This window comes from Corynebacterium ihumii, assembly GCF_028609825.1.
Classification (GTDB): Bacteria; Actinomycetota; Actinomycetes; order Mycobacteriales; family Mycobacteriaceae; genus Corynebacterium; species Corynebacterium afermentans.
This window is the reverse complement of record NZ_CP063190.1, coordinates 1046205-1061011: the sequence shown is the minus strand read 5'-3', so window position 1 is coordinate 1061011 and position 14807 is coordinate 1046205. Positions and strand designations below refer to the sequence as shown.

Below are 14807 nucleotides of genomic sequence, written 5' to 3'. Positions count from 1 at the left end.
AGGATGCAGGAAACAGAACAGACGTACGTGGATCAGCTTTTCGCGCACCTGGATGGCGGGGTGGCGCGAGCTCAAGCGCGCCTTGAAGAAGTACAGCGCGACGTGGACCCGGACAACCCGGATTCGGACGCGCTGGTGCGCCGCGAAACGGAGTACCACGGGCTCAATGCGAAGCTGGATGCGCTTAACGTGGCCGAGACCGGCTTAGTCTTCGGCCGTATCGACGTCGCCGACGACGACCCGGAGAACCCGGTGCCGGGCCGGCCGGATCTGGAGCGGCGCTACATCGGCCGCATGGGCATCGATGACAGGCAGGACAATTACCGCACCCTCCTGCTGGACTGGCGCGCTCCCCTCGCCCGCCCGTTCTACCTGGCGACCACCGCGAACCCGGAGGGCGTGGAAACGCGCCGCAACATCCGCATGCGGGGGCGCACAGTCACGGCGGTTGATGACGAGGCGCTCTCCGGCGACGGCGCGGAAACCTCCAACGCCGGCGTCGGCTCCGAGGCGGCGCTGCGCCGAGCAATGAACGAGGCCCGCACCGGCCACATGCGCTCCATCGTGGAAACGATCCAGCGCGAGCAGGACGAGATCATCCGCGACACCACCCGCGGCGTCATGGTGGTCCAGGGCGGACCGGGCACCGGAAAGACGGCGGTGGCGCTGCACCGGATCGCGTATTTGCTCTACACATGGCGCGAGCAGCTCACCCGCACTGGTGTCCTGGTGGTCGGCCCGAACCCGACGTTCCTCGAGTACATCTCCCGCGTGCTGCCGGAGCTCGGCGAGACGGGCATGGTGCTGGCCACCGCCGAGCAGCTCGTGCCGGGTTTTGCCCCCACCGGCGAGGACTCCATCGCCGCGCGTGAGGTGAAGGGCTCCGAGGAGATGGTGACCATCCTGAAGCGAGCTGTACAGGCCTACGAGACGGTGCCGGAGGAGCCGGTGCGCCTCACCTTCGATTCGGTGCCGGTGGATGCCACCCCGCAGATGGTCAAGGCCGCCCGCACGCGGGCGCGGCGCTCCCGCCGCCCGCATAACCAGGCGCGCGCCTACTTCGCGGAGCGCTTAACGCAACTACTCGCGGAGGCGCTGGCGAAGCGCATCGGCGAGGACCCACTCGGCGGTGCGAACCTGCTCTCGGACGCGGATGTGGACCAGCTTCACGACGACCTCGCGGACGACCCCCAGGTAGAGCAACTCATCGACACGCACTTCCCGGAGCTAGACCCCGTCGAGGTGCTGGGCGCGCTGCTGACCGACAAGGACGCCATCGCCGAGGTAGCGCACGACTACGACGACTACACCCGCGACGCCTTGTACCGCGCGCCCGGCTCCCCGTTTACCCGCGCGGACACCGCGCTTGTGGACGAGTTGGCCGTGCTCATCGGCACCGTCGACCCCGAAGAGCAGCGCCGGAAGGAAGAAGAGGAATGGCGCGAGCTCGTCGCCGAGGCTGAGGGCGCGCTCGACGTGCTGTCCTCCTCTGAATCCACGGACAATGACGACGACCAGTTCGAGGCCGAGATCCTCTCCGCCGCGGATGTCATCGATGCGGAGACACTCGCCAGCCGCCAGCGCGAGACTGACACCCGCTCAACCGCACAGCGCGCGCGGGCGGATCAGACGTGGGCGTACGGGCACGTCATCGTCGACGAAGCGCAGGAGTTATCGCCAATGGAGTGGCGCATGGTGTTCCGCCGATGCCCGTCACGGTGGATGACGCTCGTGGGCGATACTGCCCAGACGTCCTCCCCCGCCGGCGTGGACGATTGGACGAGTGCGCTAGCGCCCTTCGTGGGCCAGCGCTTCCGCCTCCACGAGCTCACGGTGAACTACCGCACGCCGAAGGAGATCGCGGACTACGCCGCCGAGCTCTTGGCCGAGATCGACCCGGACGCCGCTGTCCCGGAGGCGATCCGCGAATCCGGTGTGCCGGTGCAGTTTGTGGGCAGACCGGAGGACGTCGAAAAGCGCGACGGCTTGACCGCCGTCATTGATGCGGACAACGTCGGCGAGATGAAGGGCCTGGAGTTCGACAACGTCGTGGTGGTGGAGCCGAGCAAAATTAAAGAGGCCTCGCCACAAGGGTGGCAAGACCTCTACGTCGCCGTCACTCGCGCTACGCAGACGCTGACGGTGGTCGGCGAATAACTGCTAGTTCACGGTGTGAACGATCATGACGTCGCAGTCGGACTGACGCGCGACGTCCGCCGGCACGGAGCCCAGCAGGCGGCCGGTCAGGGAGTTGATGCCGCGGTTGCCCACCACGAGCAGGTCAGCCTTGTTGTCGTTGACGATGGCCATCAGGGCCTGCACCGGGGTGCCCGGGCGGGTTGCGGTCTGCACGTCCGGCGCACCTGCTGCGCGGGCGTGCTCAGCTGCGCCCTCGAGGTTCTCCAGCGCCTTGTCGTCGCCCAGAATGGTCACGGAATCCTGGCGCAGCGTCTTCGCGGCCTCTTCTTCGTTCTCGTAGTAGGCGGTGCCGATGACGAGGGTGGAACCGAACGCTGCGGCAATCTTCGCGGCGCGCTCAACGGCCAGCAGAGAGGACTTGGAACCGTCGGAGCCGACGACGATGGTCTTGTAGTTATCGGCCATGTGAAATCACCTTTCAAAAATGCGACGCGGTTAGCGTGGTTAGTGTACCCCTTGGCGGTTTAGTCGTGTCCCTCTGCCCGGGTATCCACGAGCATGACGTCCACCGGGGCCTTCTTGGCCACGTTGCCGGGGATGTTGCCGAAGATGCGGCCGGCCATCGAGCGCATGCCCTTGTTGCCCACCACGAGCAGGTCGACGCCGTACTCGCCGACGGCCTCCACCAGTACGTTTGCGGGCTGTCCTCCCTTGGACACAAGGTTGATTTTTTCGGCCTGCTCCTGCTTGGCAATCTCGTCCGCCTTGCGCAGAATGTCGCGCGCGTTGGTGGCGGTGACGATGTCCACGCGGGACAATTCCGCGTTGGTGGAGTTCAGCATCGAGCCGGACGCGGTGTAGTGGGCGCAGATGATGGTCAGCTCAGCGCCGTAAACGCGGGCGAGGCTGGCTGCGGCGCGCACTGCGACCATGGAGGTGGCGGAGCCGTCGGTGCCGACAGCGATCGACTTGTAGGTGTGCAAAGCAGGTTCCTTTCGCTAATTGCCTGTGTCTTTAATACCACGCAGCTCTCGTTTGAGATCCGCAATCTCGTCCCTAAGTCTTCCGGCAAGCTCAAATTTGAGTTCGCCGGCGGCGTCGCGCATTTGGACCGTCAGGTCGTCGATAAGCTTTTGCACCTCGTCGGAGGCCATGTTGGACACGTCCGCGCGCTCCGCAACGGCCGTATCGGAGCTCAAGCTTGCCGACGCATCCGCGTCCGCATCTTCGTACACCTGGTCCAAAATGTCCGCGATCGCCTTGCGCAGCGGCTGCGGGTCAATGCCGTGTTCTTCGTTGTAGGCGATCTGCTTCTCGCGGCGGCGCTCGGTTTCGTCGATGGCCTCCTGCATGGACTCGGTGACCTGGTCGGCGTACATGATCACCTCACCGGAGACGTTTCGCGCCGCGCGGCCGATCGTCTGAATCAGCGACTTGGTCGAGCGCAAGAAGCCCTCCTTGTCCGCATCCAGGATCGCAACCAGGGAGACCTCTGGCAGGTCCAGTCCCTCGCGCAGCAGGTTGATGCCCACGAGCACGTCGTACTCGCCCAGGCGCAGCTGGCGCAGCAGCTCCACGCGCTGCAGGGTGTCGATGTCCGAGTGCAGGTAACGCACCTTGATGCCGTTGTCCAGCAGGTAGTCCGTGAGGTCCTCGGCCATGCGCTTGGTCAGGGTGGTCACTAGGACACGCTCGTCCTTGGCGGTGCGGGTGCGGATCTCGTCGATCAAGTCGTCGATCTGGCCCTTCGTGGGTTTGACGGTGACCTTCGGGTCCACCAGGCCGGTCGGGCGAATCACCTGCTCCACAAACTCGCCCTGGGCGGCCTCGAGCTCGTAGTCGCCGGGAGTGGCGGACATGTACACGGTCTGCCCCACGCGGGCCTCGAACTCGTCGAAGGTCAGCGGGCGGTTGTCCACCGCGGACGGCAGGCGGAAGCCGAATTCCACCAGGTTGCGCTTTCGCGACATATCGCCTTCAAACATGCCGCCGATCTGCGGCACGGTGACGTGGGACTCGTCGATGATGGTCAGGAAGTCCTCCGGGAAGTAGTCGATCAACGTCGCCGGCGCGGACCCTGCCGGGCGGCCGTCCATGTGCCGCGAGTAGTTCTCGATGCCGGAGCAGAACCCGACCTGCTGGATCATCTCCAGGTCGTACTCAGTGCGCATGCGCAGGCGCTGCGCCTCGAGCAGCTTGCCCTTGTTCTCCAGCTCCTCGAGCCTGTCCGCGAGCTCTTCCTTAATGGCCTCGATAGCCTTTTCCATGCGCTCGTCCGTGGCCACGTAGTGCGTAGCCGGGAAGATGCGCACTTCATCTTCCTGGCTGATCACATCGCCGGTGAGCGGGTGGATGTAGTACAGCGAGTCCACCTCGTCACCGAAGAACTCCACGCGCACCGCCACCTCTTCGTAGGCCGGGATGATGTCCACGGTGTCGCCCTTGACGCGGAAGGTGCCGCGCTTGAAGTCGATGTCGTTGCGCTCGTACTGCACGTCCACTAGCAGGCGCAGGAAGCGGTCGCGCTCCACCTCCTCGCCCACGCGCAGCACAATGGAGCGGTCCAGGTAGGACTGCGGCGTGCCGAGGCCGTAGATGCAGGACACCGACGAGACCACAACCACGTCGCGCCGGCTCAGCAGCGCGGAAGTGGCGGAGTGGCGCAGGCGTTCCACATCGTCGTTGATGGAAGAATCCTTCTCGATGTAGGTGTCCGTCTGCGCGATGTAGGCCTCCGGTTGGTAGTAGTCGTAGTACGACACGAAGTACTCCACCGCGTTGTTCGGCAGCAGCTGGCGCAACTCGTTGGCCAGCTGCGCCGCCAGCGTCTTGTTCGGCGCCATCACCAGCGTGGGGCGCTGCTGCTTCTCAATGAGCCACGCGGCGGTGGCGGACTTACCGGTACCGGTCGCGCCCATGAGCACGACGTCGCGCTCGCTGCGGTTGAGCCGCTCGTCCAGCTGCGCGATCGCCGTGGGCTGGTCGCCGGAGGGCTCAAACTCGGAGACGACCTCGAAGGGTTTTTCGCGCCGCTCAATCTTCCCCACTGGGCGGAATTCGGACTGCGCGAGGACGGGATGTTCAGCAGCAAAAGCCATAGCGGTCAGTGTATCGCCAAGTGCGTCGGTCGAGGCATTGCTCGTCGATAGGCAATGGCTCCCGGACTAGGCGGCGTACTTGCGGGAGGTTTCCAGCCACTCCTGCAGCTCGCCGGTCTCTTCCCACATGGAGTACAACGCGGATCCGCCGGGCCGTGACACTGCTTGCGCGCGGCGGCGGATCCACTGTTTGTCATCCAAGGTAAACGGGTAGTCGATCGTGTCCTCGAACCCCTCCGGCAGGTGGCCGTTGATGAGGGCGGCGAGCGCGATCACGGATTCCGCCTCGTCCGTGCCTAAGGATCCGAGCCCGCATTCGAAGCGGAACTGGGCCATGCAGAACGTGCCGTTAACCAGTGCGTTAACGGCATCATTGGCAGAGTCGTTGTCGAACGGCCCCGTGTTCCACGTTCCCATGCACAGCAAGTTAAGACAGAAAGGTAAATGAAACGTGTCACAACGGTTAAATTCGACAGTACAATTCACTAATCTTTGATTTTCTTAGTAAGCGCAGCCACCTGCGGTTCGAGCGCGTCGAGCGGGCCGTTGTTGTCGATCATGACGTCTGCAGCCGCGAGCCTTGTCGCATCGTCGATCTGCTGCGCCATGCGTGCCCTCGCGTCGGTCTCGTCGAGCCCTCGCTTATCGACGAGCCTCCGGATCCTCTCCTCCTTGTCCACATCCACGACAACGGTGAGATCCATGTCCTGATTCAGCCCGAGGTCCACGAGGAGTGGCATGTCGTAGATGACGGCTTGCTCCCCCGCTTCCTCGGCGGCAGCGAAGCGACGTTCGGACTCAGCACGGATAGCAGGGTGCGTAATAGCGTTGAGGCGCTGCGTGTCCTCCGTGGTGGCGAACGCGCGTCGCGCGAGCTCTCCTCGGTCCAGTGCACCGTCGTCGCCGATGAGGTCCGCGCCGAACGCAGCGGCGACCTCCTCCAGTACCGGTGAGCCGGGTTCCATGATGTCGCGCGCGACTTGGTCGGCGTCAACCACGGCAAAGCCGGCGCCGCCAAGCATTCGCGCCACCGTGGATTTACCGCTGCCGATACCGCCTGTCAGCCCAACTTTCTTCATGGGGCCGAACATAGCAAAGCGCCCCGCCCACCGAGGTGGTGTGCGGAGCGCTCGTCGCTAAGCGAGATGCTTAAGAGTTTCTCCTAAGCACGAGCCTGCGAGTGCTTAGTTGCCGGCGAGCTTGTCACGCAGAGCCGCGAGCTGTTCGTCGGAGGCGAGGGAGCCGATGTTCTCCTCAGCCTGGTCAGCTGCCGGAGCTGCAGCTGCAGACTCGGAGGAGTAGTTGGCCTGCTCGCCCTCCTGCTCCGCAGCCTCGGCGGCAGCGGCGCGGTGACGCTCGATCTGAGCGGTGTGGGCCTGGTGGCGACGCTCTGCCTCGGCGTAGCGTGCCTCCCATGCCTGACGAGCCTCGTCGTAGCCTTCCATCCACTCGTTGGTCTCCGGGTCGAAGCCCTCCGGGAAGATGTAGTTGCCCTGCTCGTCGTAGGAGTCGGCCATGCCGTAGCGGGACGGATCGAACTCTTCGACGTAGTCCTCGTCAGCCTGCTTGAGGGACAGGGAGATGCGGCGACGGTCCAGGTCGATGTCGATGACCTTGACCATGACCTCTTCGCCGACGTTGACAACCTGGTCCGGGACCTCCACGTGGCGCTGAGCCAGCTCGGAGATGTGGACGAGGCCCTCAATGCCCTCCTCGACGCGGACGAACGCGCCGAACGGAACGAGCTTGGTGACCTTGCCCGGGACGATCTGGCCCACAGCGTGGGTGCGGGCGAACACGCGCCACGGATCCTCCTGGGTCGCCTTCAGCGACAGGGAGACACGCTCGCGGTCGAGATCGACGTCGAGCACCTCCACGGTGACCTCGTCGCCCACGGCGACAACCTCGGACGGGTGGTCGATGTGCTTCCAGGACAGCTCGGAGACGTGCACCAGGCCGTCGACACCGCCGAGATCGACGAACGCACCGAAGTTGACGATGGAGGACACGACGCCCTTGCGGACCTGGCCCTTCTGCAGCTGGTGCAGGAAGTCGGAGCGGACCGCGGACTGGGTCTCCTCCAGGTAGGCACGGCGGGACAGGACCACGTTGTTGCGGTGCTTGTCCAGCTCGATGATCTTCGCCTCGAGCTCCTGGCCGATGTACGGATCCAGGTCGCGGACGCGACGCATCTCCACCAGCGATGCCGGCAGGAAGCCGCGCAGGCCGATGTCGAGGATGAGGCCGCCCTTGACGACCTCGATGACGGTACCGGTAACCGGCTGGTCGTTGGCCTGCAGCTCCTCGATGGTGCCCCAAGCGCGCTCGTACTGAGCGCGCTTCTTGGACAGCATCAGGCGGCCTTCCTTGTCCTCCTTGGTCAGGACAAGTGCGTCGATCTCATCGCCGACCTCGACCACATCTTCCGGGTCGACGTCGTGCTTGATGGAAAGCTCGCGGGTGAGGATGATGCCCTCGGTCTTGTAGCCGATGTCGAGCAGGACCTCGTCGTGGTCAACCTTGACCACGGTGCCGGTGACGATGTCGCCATCGTTGAAGTACTTGATGGTCTCGTCGACTGCGGCGAGGAATTCCTCAGGGCCACCGATGTCGTTGATGGCTACCTGGGGTGCGTTGGAAGTGCGCATAAGTTCTATGTGCTCCGAAAAAATAGGAGATCGTGATTGGACAGGAGCGTCTCTCTCGGCCACGTAAACCTGCAGCTAGATACCGCAGGCTCGCGTGCGCCGATCCCGCGCCGCAACGGCCACCTCACCCTCCTATTACGGTGGGTGCCATCGCTCGCGCGTAGACACGCCCGCACGAGTGTAGACACTTTGCCCAGCTAGAGCAAATAATTCGCAGGTGCTTTCCGACGGCCCTCCGGTTTGCCCCGACCGCTAGCATTAACAGACACCAATACATGCAATCAATAACGCAATTGGAGCAGTTTTTATGTGGAAACGCAGCCTCGCAGTCGCTGCATCATTTGTCGGCATCGTTGTCGGTGCCGGCTTCGCCTCCGGCATGGAGGCGCTACAGTACTTCGTCGCCTACGGCACCAACGGGTTCTACGGCGTGATTTTAGCTAGTGTCACCATGCTGTTCGCTGCGACAGCGTTCATGACCTTCGGCTCATATTTCCTGGCGCGTGAGCACAACGAGGTCTTCTACAACGTCACCTCTAAGCCCGCAGCCTTCATCATGGACTGGTCCGCGGTGGCGTGCATGTTCTCCGTCGGGTTTGTCATGTTCGCCGGAGCTGGTTCCAACCTGAACCAGGCGTTCGGCTGGCAGATCTGGATCGGCGCGGTGGCCATGCTGGCGCTGATGCTTCTCGTGGGCCGATTCGACGTGGACAAGGTCTCCTCCGTCATCGGCTGGGCCACTCCGCTGCTTGTGGTGTTTGTTCTCATCGGCACCATCTACTCGTTCACACAAATTGACGTGAGCTGGAGCGAGGTGGGCAACTACGCCCAGCAGGAGGTTTCCCGCGCGGACGGCACCCCGTACTGGTGGCTGGGAGCGCTCAACCACACAGGCCTTAACGCGCTGTGCGGCGTATCCATGGCGCTGGTGATGGCAGGCGACGAGTTCGACACGAAAAGCACCCGTCTCGGCGGCATCCTCGGCGGCGTGATTTACGCGGTGATGTTGGCCCTCCTGGTGGCATCGCTGCTGATCCAAGTGGAGTCCGTCAATGGCAACGACATGCCGCTGCTCGCCGTGATCGACAACGTGGATCCGGTGCTCGGCTTCATCATGACCTGGGTGATCTTCCTCATGGTCTTCAACACCTGCCTGGGCATGTTCTACGCGTTGGCAAAGCGCCTTACCCGCAAGAAGCCGGAGCGCTTCTACCCCGTGTACGCCATTGCCTGCATCGTCGGCTTCGGCCTTTCCTTCGCCGGCTTCCAGCCGCTGGTGAGCAGCTTGTATCCGATCCTGGGCTACCTTGGCTTGTTCGTGATGGCAGTGATGACGGTGACCTATCTGCGCCACCGCAGTGAGTTGAAGGACGAAGGCGAGCGCCGCGCCGATGCGGTCGAGGCCGGGGACGGTAAGGAAGTCGACGATCTCGCCAGCGAATCGAACCTGGAAGAGGACGAGTTCAAGGAAGCACTCGAGGAGGAGATCGAGTCGTCCGAAGACGACAACGGGCGACGGTCACTCAACGACCTGCTTTAGCGCCACGGGGGTACAAACCGGGGGCGAAACGCTCAGTTACGCGGAAGTGAACTCCACGTAACTGAGCGCTATTTTATGCTGGCCAGCCGTCCAACTATTCAGGTGCTCAAGTTCACCGGACGTTCGATACTGAGTAGATCCTGTGGAACCGTTGAGCGTTTCCTTACCTGCCGGTAAGGTCGCGCTTGGCTTTCGGGGGACGACCTGGCCAGGGGTGAAATCTAAGCCCCAGCCCGGTCTCGGCCACTCCCGGCGGCCCCTTCCCCCAAGGGGAGGTCCACAATTGAATACACACTCGGAGCTGCTGGGGGAGGCTCCACGGGGGATCACGGCCGTGGGAGGGGTGCCGTGCGCGTGGCGGGTAGGAACCGATGCGTTCCTACCCGCCTTCGTGTTGCTCCCTCGGAATACCTAGTGCGCGGCCGCGTCCCAGTTGGCGCCCATGCCAGCGGAGACCTCCAACGGAACGAGCAGCTCGATAGCGCCGTCCATCTCCCGCTCGAGGATCTCGCGGACCTCGTCCAGCTCGCCCGGGGCGATCTCGACAACAAGCTCGTCGTGGACTTGCAGCAGCACGCGGGACTTCTTGCCTTCCAACGCCGCGTCCACACGCAGCATGGCCACCTTGATGATGTCCGCGGCCGTGCCCTGGATCGGCGCGTTCAAGGCGGCGCGCTCTGCGTTCTCGCGCGCGACCCGGTTATCGCTATTCAGCTCCGGCAGGTAGCGGCGGCGGCCGAACACGGTGGACGTGTAGCCGTCGCGACGCGCCTGCTCCACCACCTCATCCAGGTAGCGCTTCACTCCACCGAAGCGCTCGAAGTAGCTGGCCATAATGTCTTTCGCCTCGCCGGCGGAGATAGACAACTGGTTGGACAACCCGTACGCCGACAGTCCGTAGACCAGCCCGTAGGACATCGCTTTGACGCGGCGACGCAGCTCCGGGGTGACCTGGTCGATGGGCACATCGAAAACGCGCGAGCCCACAAAGTTGTGCAGGTCCTCCCCTGCGCGGTAGGCCTCAATCAGCCCCTCGTCCTGGCTTAAGTGCGCCATCACGCGCATCTCAATCTGCGAGTAGTCCGCCGTGAGCAGGCACTCGTAGCCCTCGCCCACCACGAACGCGGAGCGGATGACGCGGCCGGCTTCAGTGCGCACCGGGATGTTCTGCAAGTTCGGCTCCGCGGAGCTTAAGCGGCCTGTGGACGCCACGGTCTGGTTGAACGTGGTGTGGATGCGCTCGTCCGGCTGCACCGTTTTAATCAGGCCCTCGATGGTGGACTTGAGTTTTTGGTGCTCGCGGTGCGCCAGCAGGTGGTCCAAAAACGGGTGCGGGTTCTTCTCCGCCAGCGCCTCGATTTCACCCGCGGCCGTCGAATACCCAGTCTTGGTTTTCTTCGTCTTCGGCAGCTCGAGTTTGTCAAAGAGCACTGCGGACAGCTGCTTCGGCGAAGACAGGTTCAGCGACGGCTCGTCCACAAGCTGGCGCGCCTCCTGTTCAATCTGCTCCACCTTCAGCGTGAGCTCCTTGCGCTGGTTTTCCAGCACGTCCAGATCCACCGCGATGCCGGTGTGCTCCATTTCCGCAAGCACGGTGACAAGCGGCAGCTCCAGGTCCGCGTAGAGCTCGTAGGAGTCGATCTCGCGCAGCTCCTTCGTCAGCTCCGCTGACAGCTCCAGGATCGCAGCGGCCGCATCCACGTCCGCAGTATCGCCGAGCAGGCTCATCTGGTCCGAGCCGACGTTGAGCTGGCGCTGCAGGTGGCGCTGGTAGATGTCCTCCAGAGCGTAGGTGCGCTGGCCGGGTCGCAGCAGGTAGGCGGCAATCGCGGTGTCGTGCGCGATGCCGGCGAGCTCGATGCCGCGGCCGCGCAGCATGTGGTAGGCGGCCTTCGCCTCGTGCATGTACTTCGGCGCGTCCGACTCGAGCCACTGCTTCACCGCGGCGTCCTCCGCGGCACTCAAGTCTGCGGCGAGCTTGGACACACCGTGCCTTTGCTTATCGACGATCGCCAGCGCCACCACATCGCCCTGTCCGGGCGTGGCATTGCCAGAGACGTAGACGGCAAGACCGTCGTCCTGACGGCTACTGAGCCAGGTGTCCAGCGGTTCGTCGTCGATAGTGACGTCTTCAAGTTCGACGGCTTCTGTCTCGGGCGCGGTGCCGTCGGTAGGAACGGCGGCGAGGACGCGCTCGCGGAGATTAACGCCGAATTCGAGGTCGTCGAAGCGGGCGGCGACTTGGGTGACGTCCGCAGGCTTGAGCTCCAGATCGTTCGGGGCGACCGGCAGCTCAACGTCGGTAACCATCTGCGTGAGCTCGCGGTTGAGGCGCACCTGGTCGATGCGCTCACGGAAGTTGTTGGCGGCGACGCCCTTGAGCTCATCGGCGCTTTCGATGAGCCCTTCCAGGCTGCCGTACTGCGTGATCCACTTGGTGGCGGTCTTCTCCCCCACTTTCGGCACGCTGGGCAGGTTGTCCGACGGATCCCCGCGCAGCGCCGCGAAGTCCGGGTACTGCGCAGGTGTCAGCCCGTACTTGTTCTCCACTTCCTCGGGCGTAAACCGGGTCATGGTGGACACGCCGCGGGTGGGATACATCAGCGTGGTGGTGCCGTCCACAAGCTGGATGTAGTCACGGTCGCCGCTGACCAGCACGATCTCGAAGTCGCCCTCGGCACGGGCCTGGGTCACCAGCGTGGCGACGATGTCGTCCGCCTCGAAGTTCTCCTTGCTCAAGGTGGTGATGCCGAGGTCGTCCAGCACGTCCTCGATGATCGGCACCTGGCCTTTGAACTCCGGCGGCGCGGCCTCGCGCTGCGCCTTGTACTCCGGGAAACGCTCCGTGCGGAACGTCTTACGGCCCACATCGAAGACGACGGCGGCGTGCGTCGGCTTCTCGTCCGCCAGGATGTTGGCGAACATGGATAGAAACCCGTAGACCGCGTTCGTGTGCTGGCCGCCCGAGGTGGAGAAGTTCTCCGCGGGCAGCGCGTAAAAGGCGCGGAAGGCCATCGAGTGGCCGTCGATAAGCAACAGTCGCTTCGTGTTCTCGGGTGTATCGCTCACGGAATCAAAGCTACCTGCCACCCTCCGCAACCATCTAGGTGGCCGTGGTTCACCTACTTTTCCCATGGAAATCACCTGCAGTTCACGTCCCTGAGATTCAATGAAGTTTCCCAGCCATTGTTAAGGAAAGGATCCTTTCATGTTCCGCCACCGCATTCCTGCCACCGTCATCGCGGCCGCGGCGCTTCTCGCTCCGGTTACTACACCCGGCGCTACCGCCGCAGAGGCCCCGAACTTCACCTACCTGGACATCAATGAACACCCGAAGGAACCGCAGCCGGGGTTCCGCGTGCTGCCCTATCTGCAAATGCCGGCGGCCAATCAGATGACTCTGAACTTCTTCGGCGAACTGGGCACCGACGCGACAGTGACTCTCGAGGAATCCGGCAAGGAGCTTGCAAAAGAGACCGTCAAAGGCAAGCTGCAAGATAACCTGCGTTACACCGAGGGCGAGCGCGCCCAAGAGATCGATGGCCTGGAGCAGGGGTCCTGGCTGAAGTCCAACAACAACTACAAGTACTCGGTGACGTTCTCTGGCCTGAAGCCCGCAACGACGTACAAGTACACCGCGACACTCGACGGTGAAGCGAAAACGAATTCCTTCACCACCGCCCCCACCGCCGACGACTGGGGCAACATCCGCATCGTGGCGTTCTCGGACACCGAGACCGAACCTGCGGGCCGCCCCAAAAAGAACGGCGCACGCGAGTGGGAGCGCAACCGAACGTTCGCCGAGGGCTCCCTGGACCGCCCGGGCGAGGGCTCGAAGTGGTTTGAGAAGTTCGGCAGCAACAAGCGCCAGGAGGTCCTCGAGCCGCGTTACCCGCTCACCCAGGACGAAGCGATGAAGCACAACATCCGGGAGATTACGAAGCAAAACCCGGACCTGCTCCTTGTGGCGGGTGATCTCGGCCAGGGCGGCGGCTACCAACCGGGCTGGGACGAATACTTCGGCTATGTCGCCGGCGAGCACGGCGACATCGCGGGCTCCACCCCAATGCTGACAGCCCTGGGCAACTGGGAGACCTTCGGCGCATCCAACGGTTCCTACCAGGACGAAGACGGTGTCGCATGGGGTGCCGCGAAGGGTCGTAATGCGTACATGACCTACTTCGACACCTTCGGATCCGACAACCCAGACCACCAGGATTCGTACTACCGGGTGGATCACGGGCCGGTGACCATCCTCACGCTGGACTCCACCAAGGGCCTGCCTGACGAGGACGCAGCCGTGGAGAAGGAAAAGGCGATCCCGGGCACTGATAAAGAGTTCTTCGATACCAAGGGCGATTGGGGCACGGACACAAACACGTCGTTCACGTTGGACGGGATGCACAAAGCCGGGGCCACCAGCCAGCCCGACTTCGGCGAGGGCTCGGAGCAATGGAAGTGGGTGGAAAAGCAGCTAGCTGATGCCCGCGCAAAGGGGCAGTTCATCATCGTCCAGTTCCACCACACCCCCTACTCCTCCGGAGTGCACGGCACCGCTACGGCATCCGCCAACCCGGATGCACAGCCGGGCACGCCGATGCGCGTGTACACCCCGCTGTTTGAAAAGTACGGCGTAGCTACCGTGATCTCGGGCCACGACGAGATGTTCGAGCGTTCTTTCATCGACGACAACGGTGACGGCGTAGGCTTCCATAACTTCGACGTCGGCGTTGCAGCCGACGGCCTGCGTGGCGACTACCGGGTGAAGAACGAGGACGGCACCTACTCCCCAATCAACTTCAACACCTACCGCGAGTGGATGGCCCAGGCGGACGAACCGGAGATGTGGGTCGACGACGAGAACGGCGTCCGCCAGCTCAAGGACGGTGGCAAGCACTACGGACACCTGCAGATGGATCTCGAGCCGCTGAAGTGCTCCAACGACATCGCGGCGAAGCTGACCACCTCGCCGGTGTACCTGTTCCCGGTCCTCGACTCTGACTACGAGCTAGTCAAGGTCGAGCGCCGCGTGTACAACGACGTGCAGGAGATCTTGCTGACCAAGGACGGTACCCCGGCTAAACGCGACGCCGAGTGCGATCCGGTGCCGGATGAGACTCCGAGTGACTCGAGCTCGGCATCGTCTGGAACGGACAACCAGGGTTCTTCGACCGGCGGCGTTATCGCCGTTGCAATCGGCGTTCTGGCCGCACTGCTAGGCGCGCTCGGTTTCGCAGTTCTCAACGCGGACTCTCTGCCGCTGCCGCCAGCCGCAAAGTCTGCGCTTAATCAGGTCCGCGGCCAGCTTCCGTTCTGATTTCGCTGCCTGTGGGCTTGTTCCACAGGGCGATTCACGCTCAGGGGCGACGCTGCTTTATACTT

General features: G+C 63.5%; 10 protein-coding genes. 3 read left to right on the top strand and 7 right to left on the bottom strand.

Annotation, left to right across the window (positions count from 1 at the left end):
• Positions 1-3: 3 nt before the first annotated feature.
• Positions 4-2157, top strand: a complete 2154-nt coding sequence (locus CIHUM_RS05275) for a HelD family protein (protein ID WP_034999908.1) — start codon at positions 4-6, stop codon at positions 2155-2157.
• Positions 2158-2160: 3 nt separating this feature from the next.
• Here the strand turns inward: CIHUM_RS05275 and CIHUM_RS05270 are convergent, their stop codons facing one another.
• The 6 genes from CIHUM_RS05270 to rpsA all read right to left on the bottom strand — a co-directional run bounded on the left by CIHUM_RS05270 (position 2161) and on the right by rpsA (position 7885).
• Positions 2161-2604, bottom strand: coding sequence for a universal stress protein (locus tag CIHUM_RS05270; protein WP_034999907.1), 444 nt, complete (start codon positions 2602-2604; stop codon positions 2161-2163).
• A 59-nt stretch (positions 2605-2663) separates the two neighbouring features.
• A complete protein-coding gene (locus CIHUM_RS05265; protein ID WP_034999906.1) occupies positions 2664-3122 on the bottom strand; it encodes a universal stress protein in 459 nt (152 codons plus the stop codon).
• 15 nt (positions 3123-3137) lie between these two features.
• Positions 3138-5237 (bottom strand): excinuclease ABC subunit UvrB, encoded by a 2100-nt coding sequence (gene uvrB, locus CIHUM_RS05260; protein ID WP_034999905.1) that lies wholly within the window; start codon positions 5235-5237, stop codon positions 3138-3140.
• A 66-nt stretch (positions 5238-5303) separates the two neighbouring features.
• Complete coding sequence (locus CIHUM_RS05255; protein ID WP_034999904.1) at positions 5304-5654, bottom strand: DUF4259 domain-containing protein; 351 nt, start codon at positions 5652-5654, stop codon at positions 5304-5306.
• 68 nt (positions 5655-5722) lie between these two features.
• The gene (gene coaE / locus CIHUM_RS05250; protein ID WP_035000014.1) at positions 5723-6316 is read right to left on the bottom strand and encodes a dephospho-CoA kinase; all 594 of its coding nucleotides are present in this window, start codon (positions 6314-6316) and stop codon (positions 5723-5725) included.
• 105 nt (positions 6317-6421) lie between these two features.
• Positions 6422-7885: a 30S ribosomal protein S1 gene (gene rpsA, locus CIHUM_RS05245; protein ID WP_034999903.1), complete on the bottom strand. Its 1464-nt coding sequence runs from the start codon at positions 7883-7885 to the stop codon at positions 6422-6424.
• A 307-nt stretch (positions 7886-8192) separates the two neighbouring features.
• On the opposite strand from rpsA, the gene CIHUM_RS05240 reads away from it, so the two are divergent.
• Positions 8193-9425: a YkvI family membrane protein gene (locus tag CIHUM_RS05240; RefSeq protein ID WP_051106486.1), complete on the top strand. Its 1233-nt coding sequence runs from the start codon at positions 8193-8195 to the stop codon at positions 9423-9425.
• 411 nt (positions 9426-9836) lie between these two features.
• Here the strand turns inward: CIHUM_RS05240 and polA are convergent, their stop codons facing one another.
• Positions 9837-12440, bottom strand: coding sequence for a DNA polymerase I (gene polA, locus CIHUM_RS05235; RefSeq protein ID WP_051106502.1), 2604 nt, complete (start codon positions 12438-12440; stop codon positions 9837-9839).
• 193 nt (positions 12441-12633) lie between these two features.
• On the opposite strand from polA, the gene CIHUM_RS05230 reads away from it, so the two are divergent.
• A complete protein-coding gene (locus CIHUM_RS05230) occupies positions 12634-14742 on the top strand; it encodes a metallophosphoesterase family protein (protein ID WP_051106485.1) in 2109 nt (702 codons plus the stop codon).
• Positions 14743-14807: the final 65 nt, after the last annotated feature.

Bases quoted from the DNA above. Each gene is read 5' to 3' on its own strand.
- CIHUM_RS05230 (WP_051106485.1), top strand. From the start codon at position 12,634: ATGTTCCGCCACCGCATTCCTGCCACCGTCATCGCGGCCGCGGCGCTT.
- CIHUM_RS05275 (WP_034999908.1), top strand. From the start codon at position 4: ATGCAGGAAACAGAACAGACGTACGTGGATCAGCTTTTCGCGCACCTG.
- coaE (WP_035000014.1), bottom strand. From the start codon at position 6,316: ATGAAGAAAGTTGGGCTGACAGGCGGTATCGGCAGCGGTAAATCCACG.
- polA (WP_051106502.1), bottom strand. From the start codon at position 12,440: ATGGCCTTCCGCGCCTTTTACGCGCTGCCCGCGGAGAACTTCTCCACC.
- CIHUM_RS05240 (WP_051106486.1), top strand. From the start codon at position 8,193: ATGTGGAAACGCAGCCTCGCAGTCGCTGCATCATTTGTCGGCATCGTT.
- CIHUM_RS05270 (WP_034999907.1), bottom strand. From the start codon at position 2,604: ATGGCCGATAACTACAAGACCATCGTCGTCGGCTCCGACGGTTCCAAG.
- CIHUM_RS05255 (WP_034999904.1), bottom strand. From the start codon at position 5,654: ATGGGAACGTGGAACACGGGGCCGTTCGACAACGACTCTGCCAATGAT.
- uvrB (WP_034999905.1), bottom strand. From the start codon at position 5,237: ATGGCTTTTGCTGCTGAACATCCCGTCCTCGCGCAGTCCGAATTCCGC.
- rpsA (WP_034999903.1), bottom strand. From the start codon at position 7,885: ATGCGCACTTCCAACGCACCCCAGGTAGCCATCAACGACATCGGTGGC.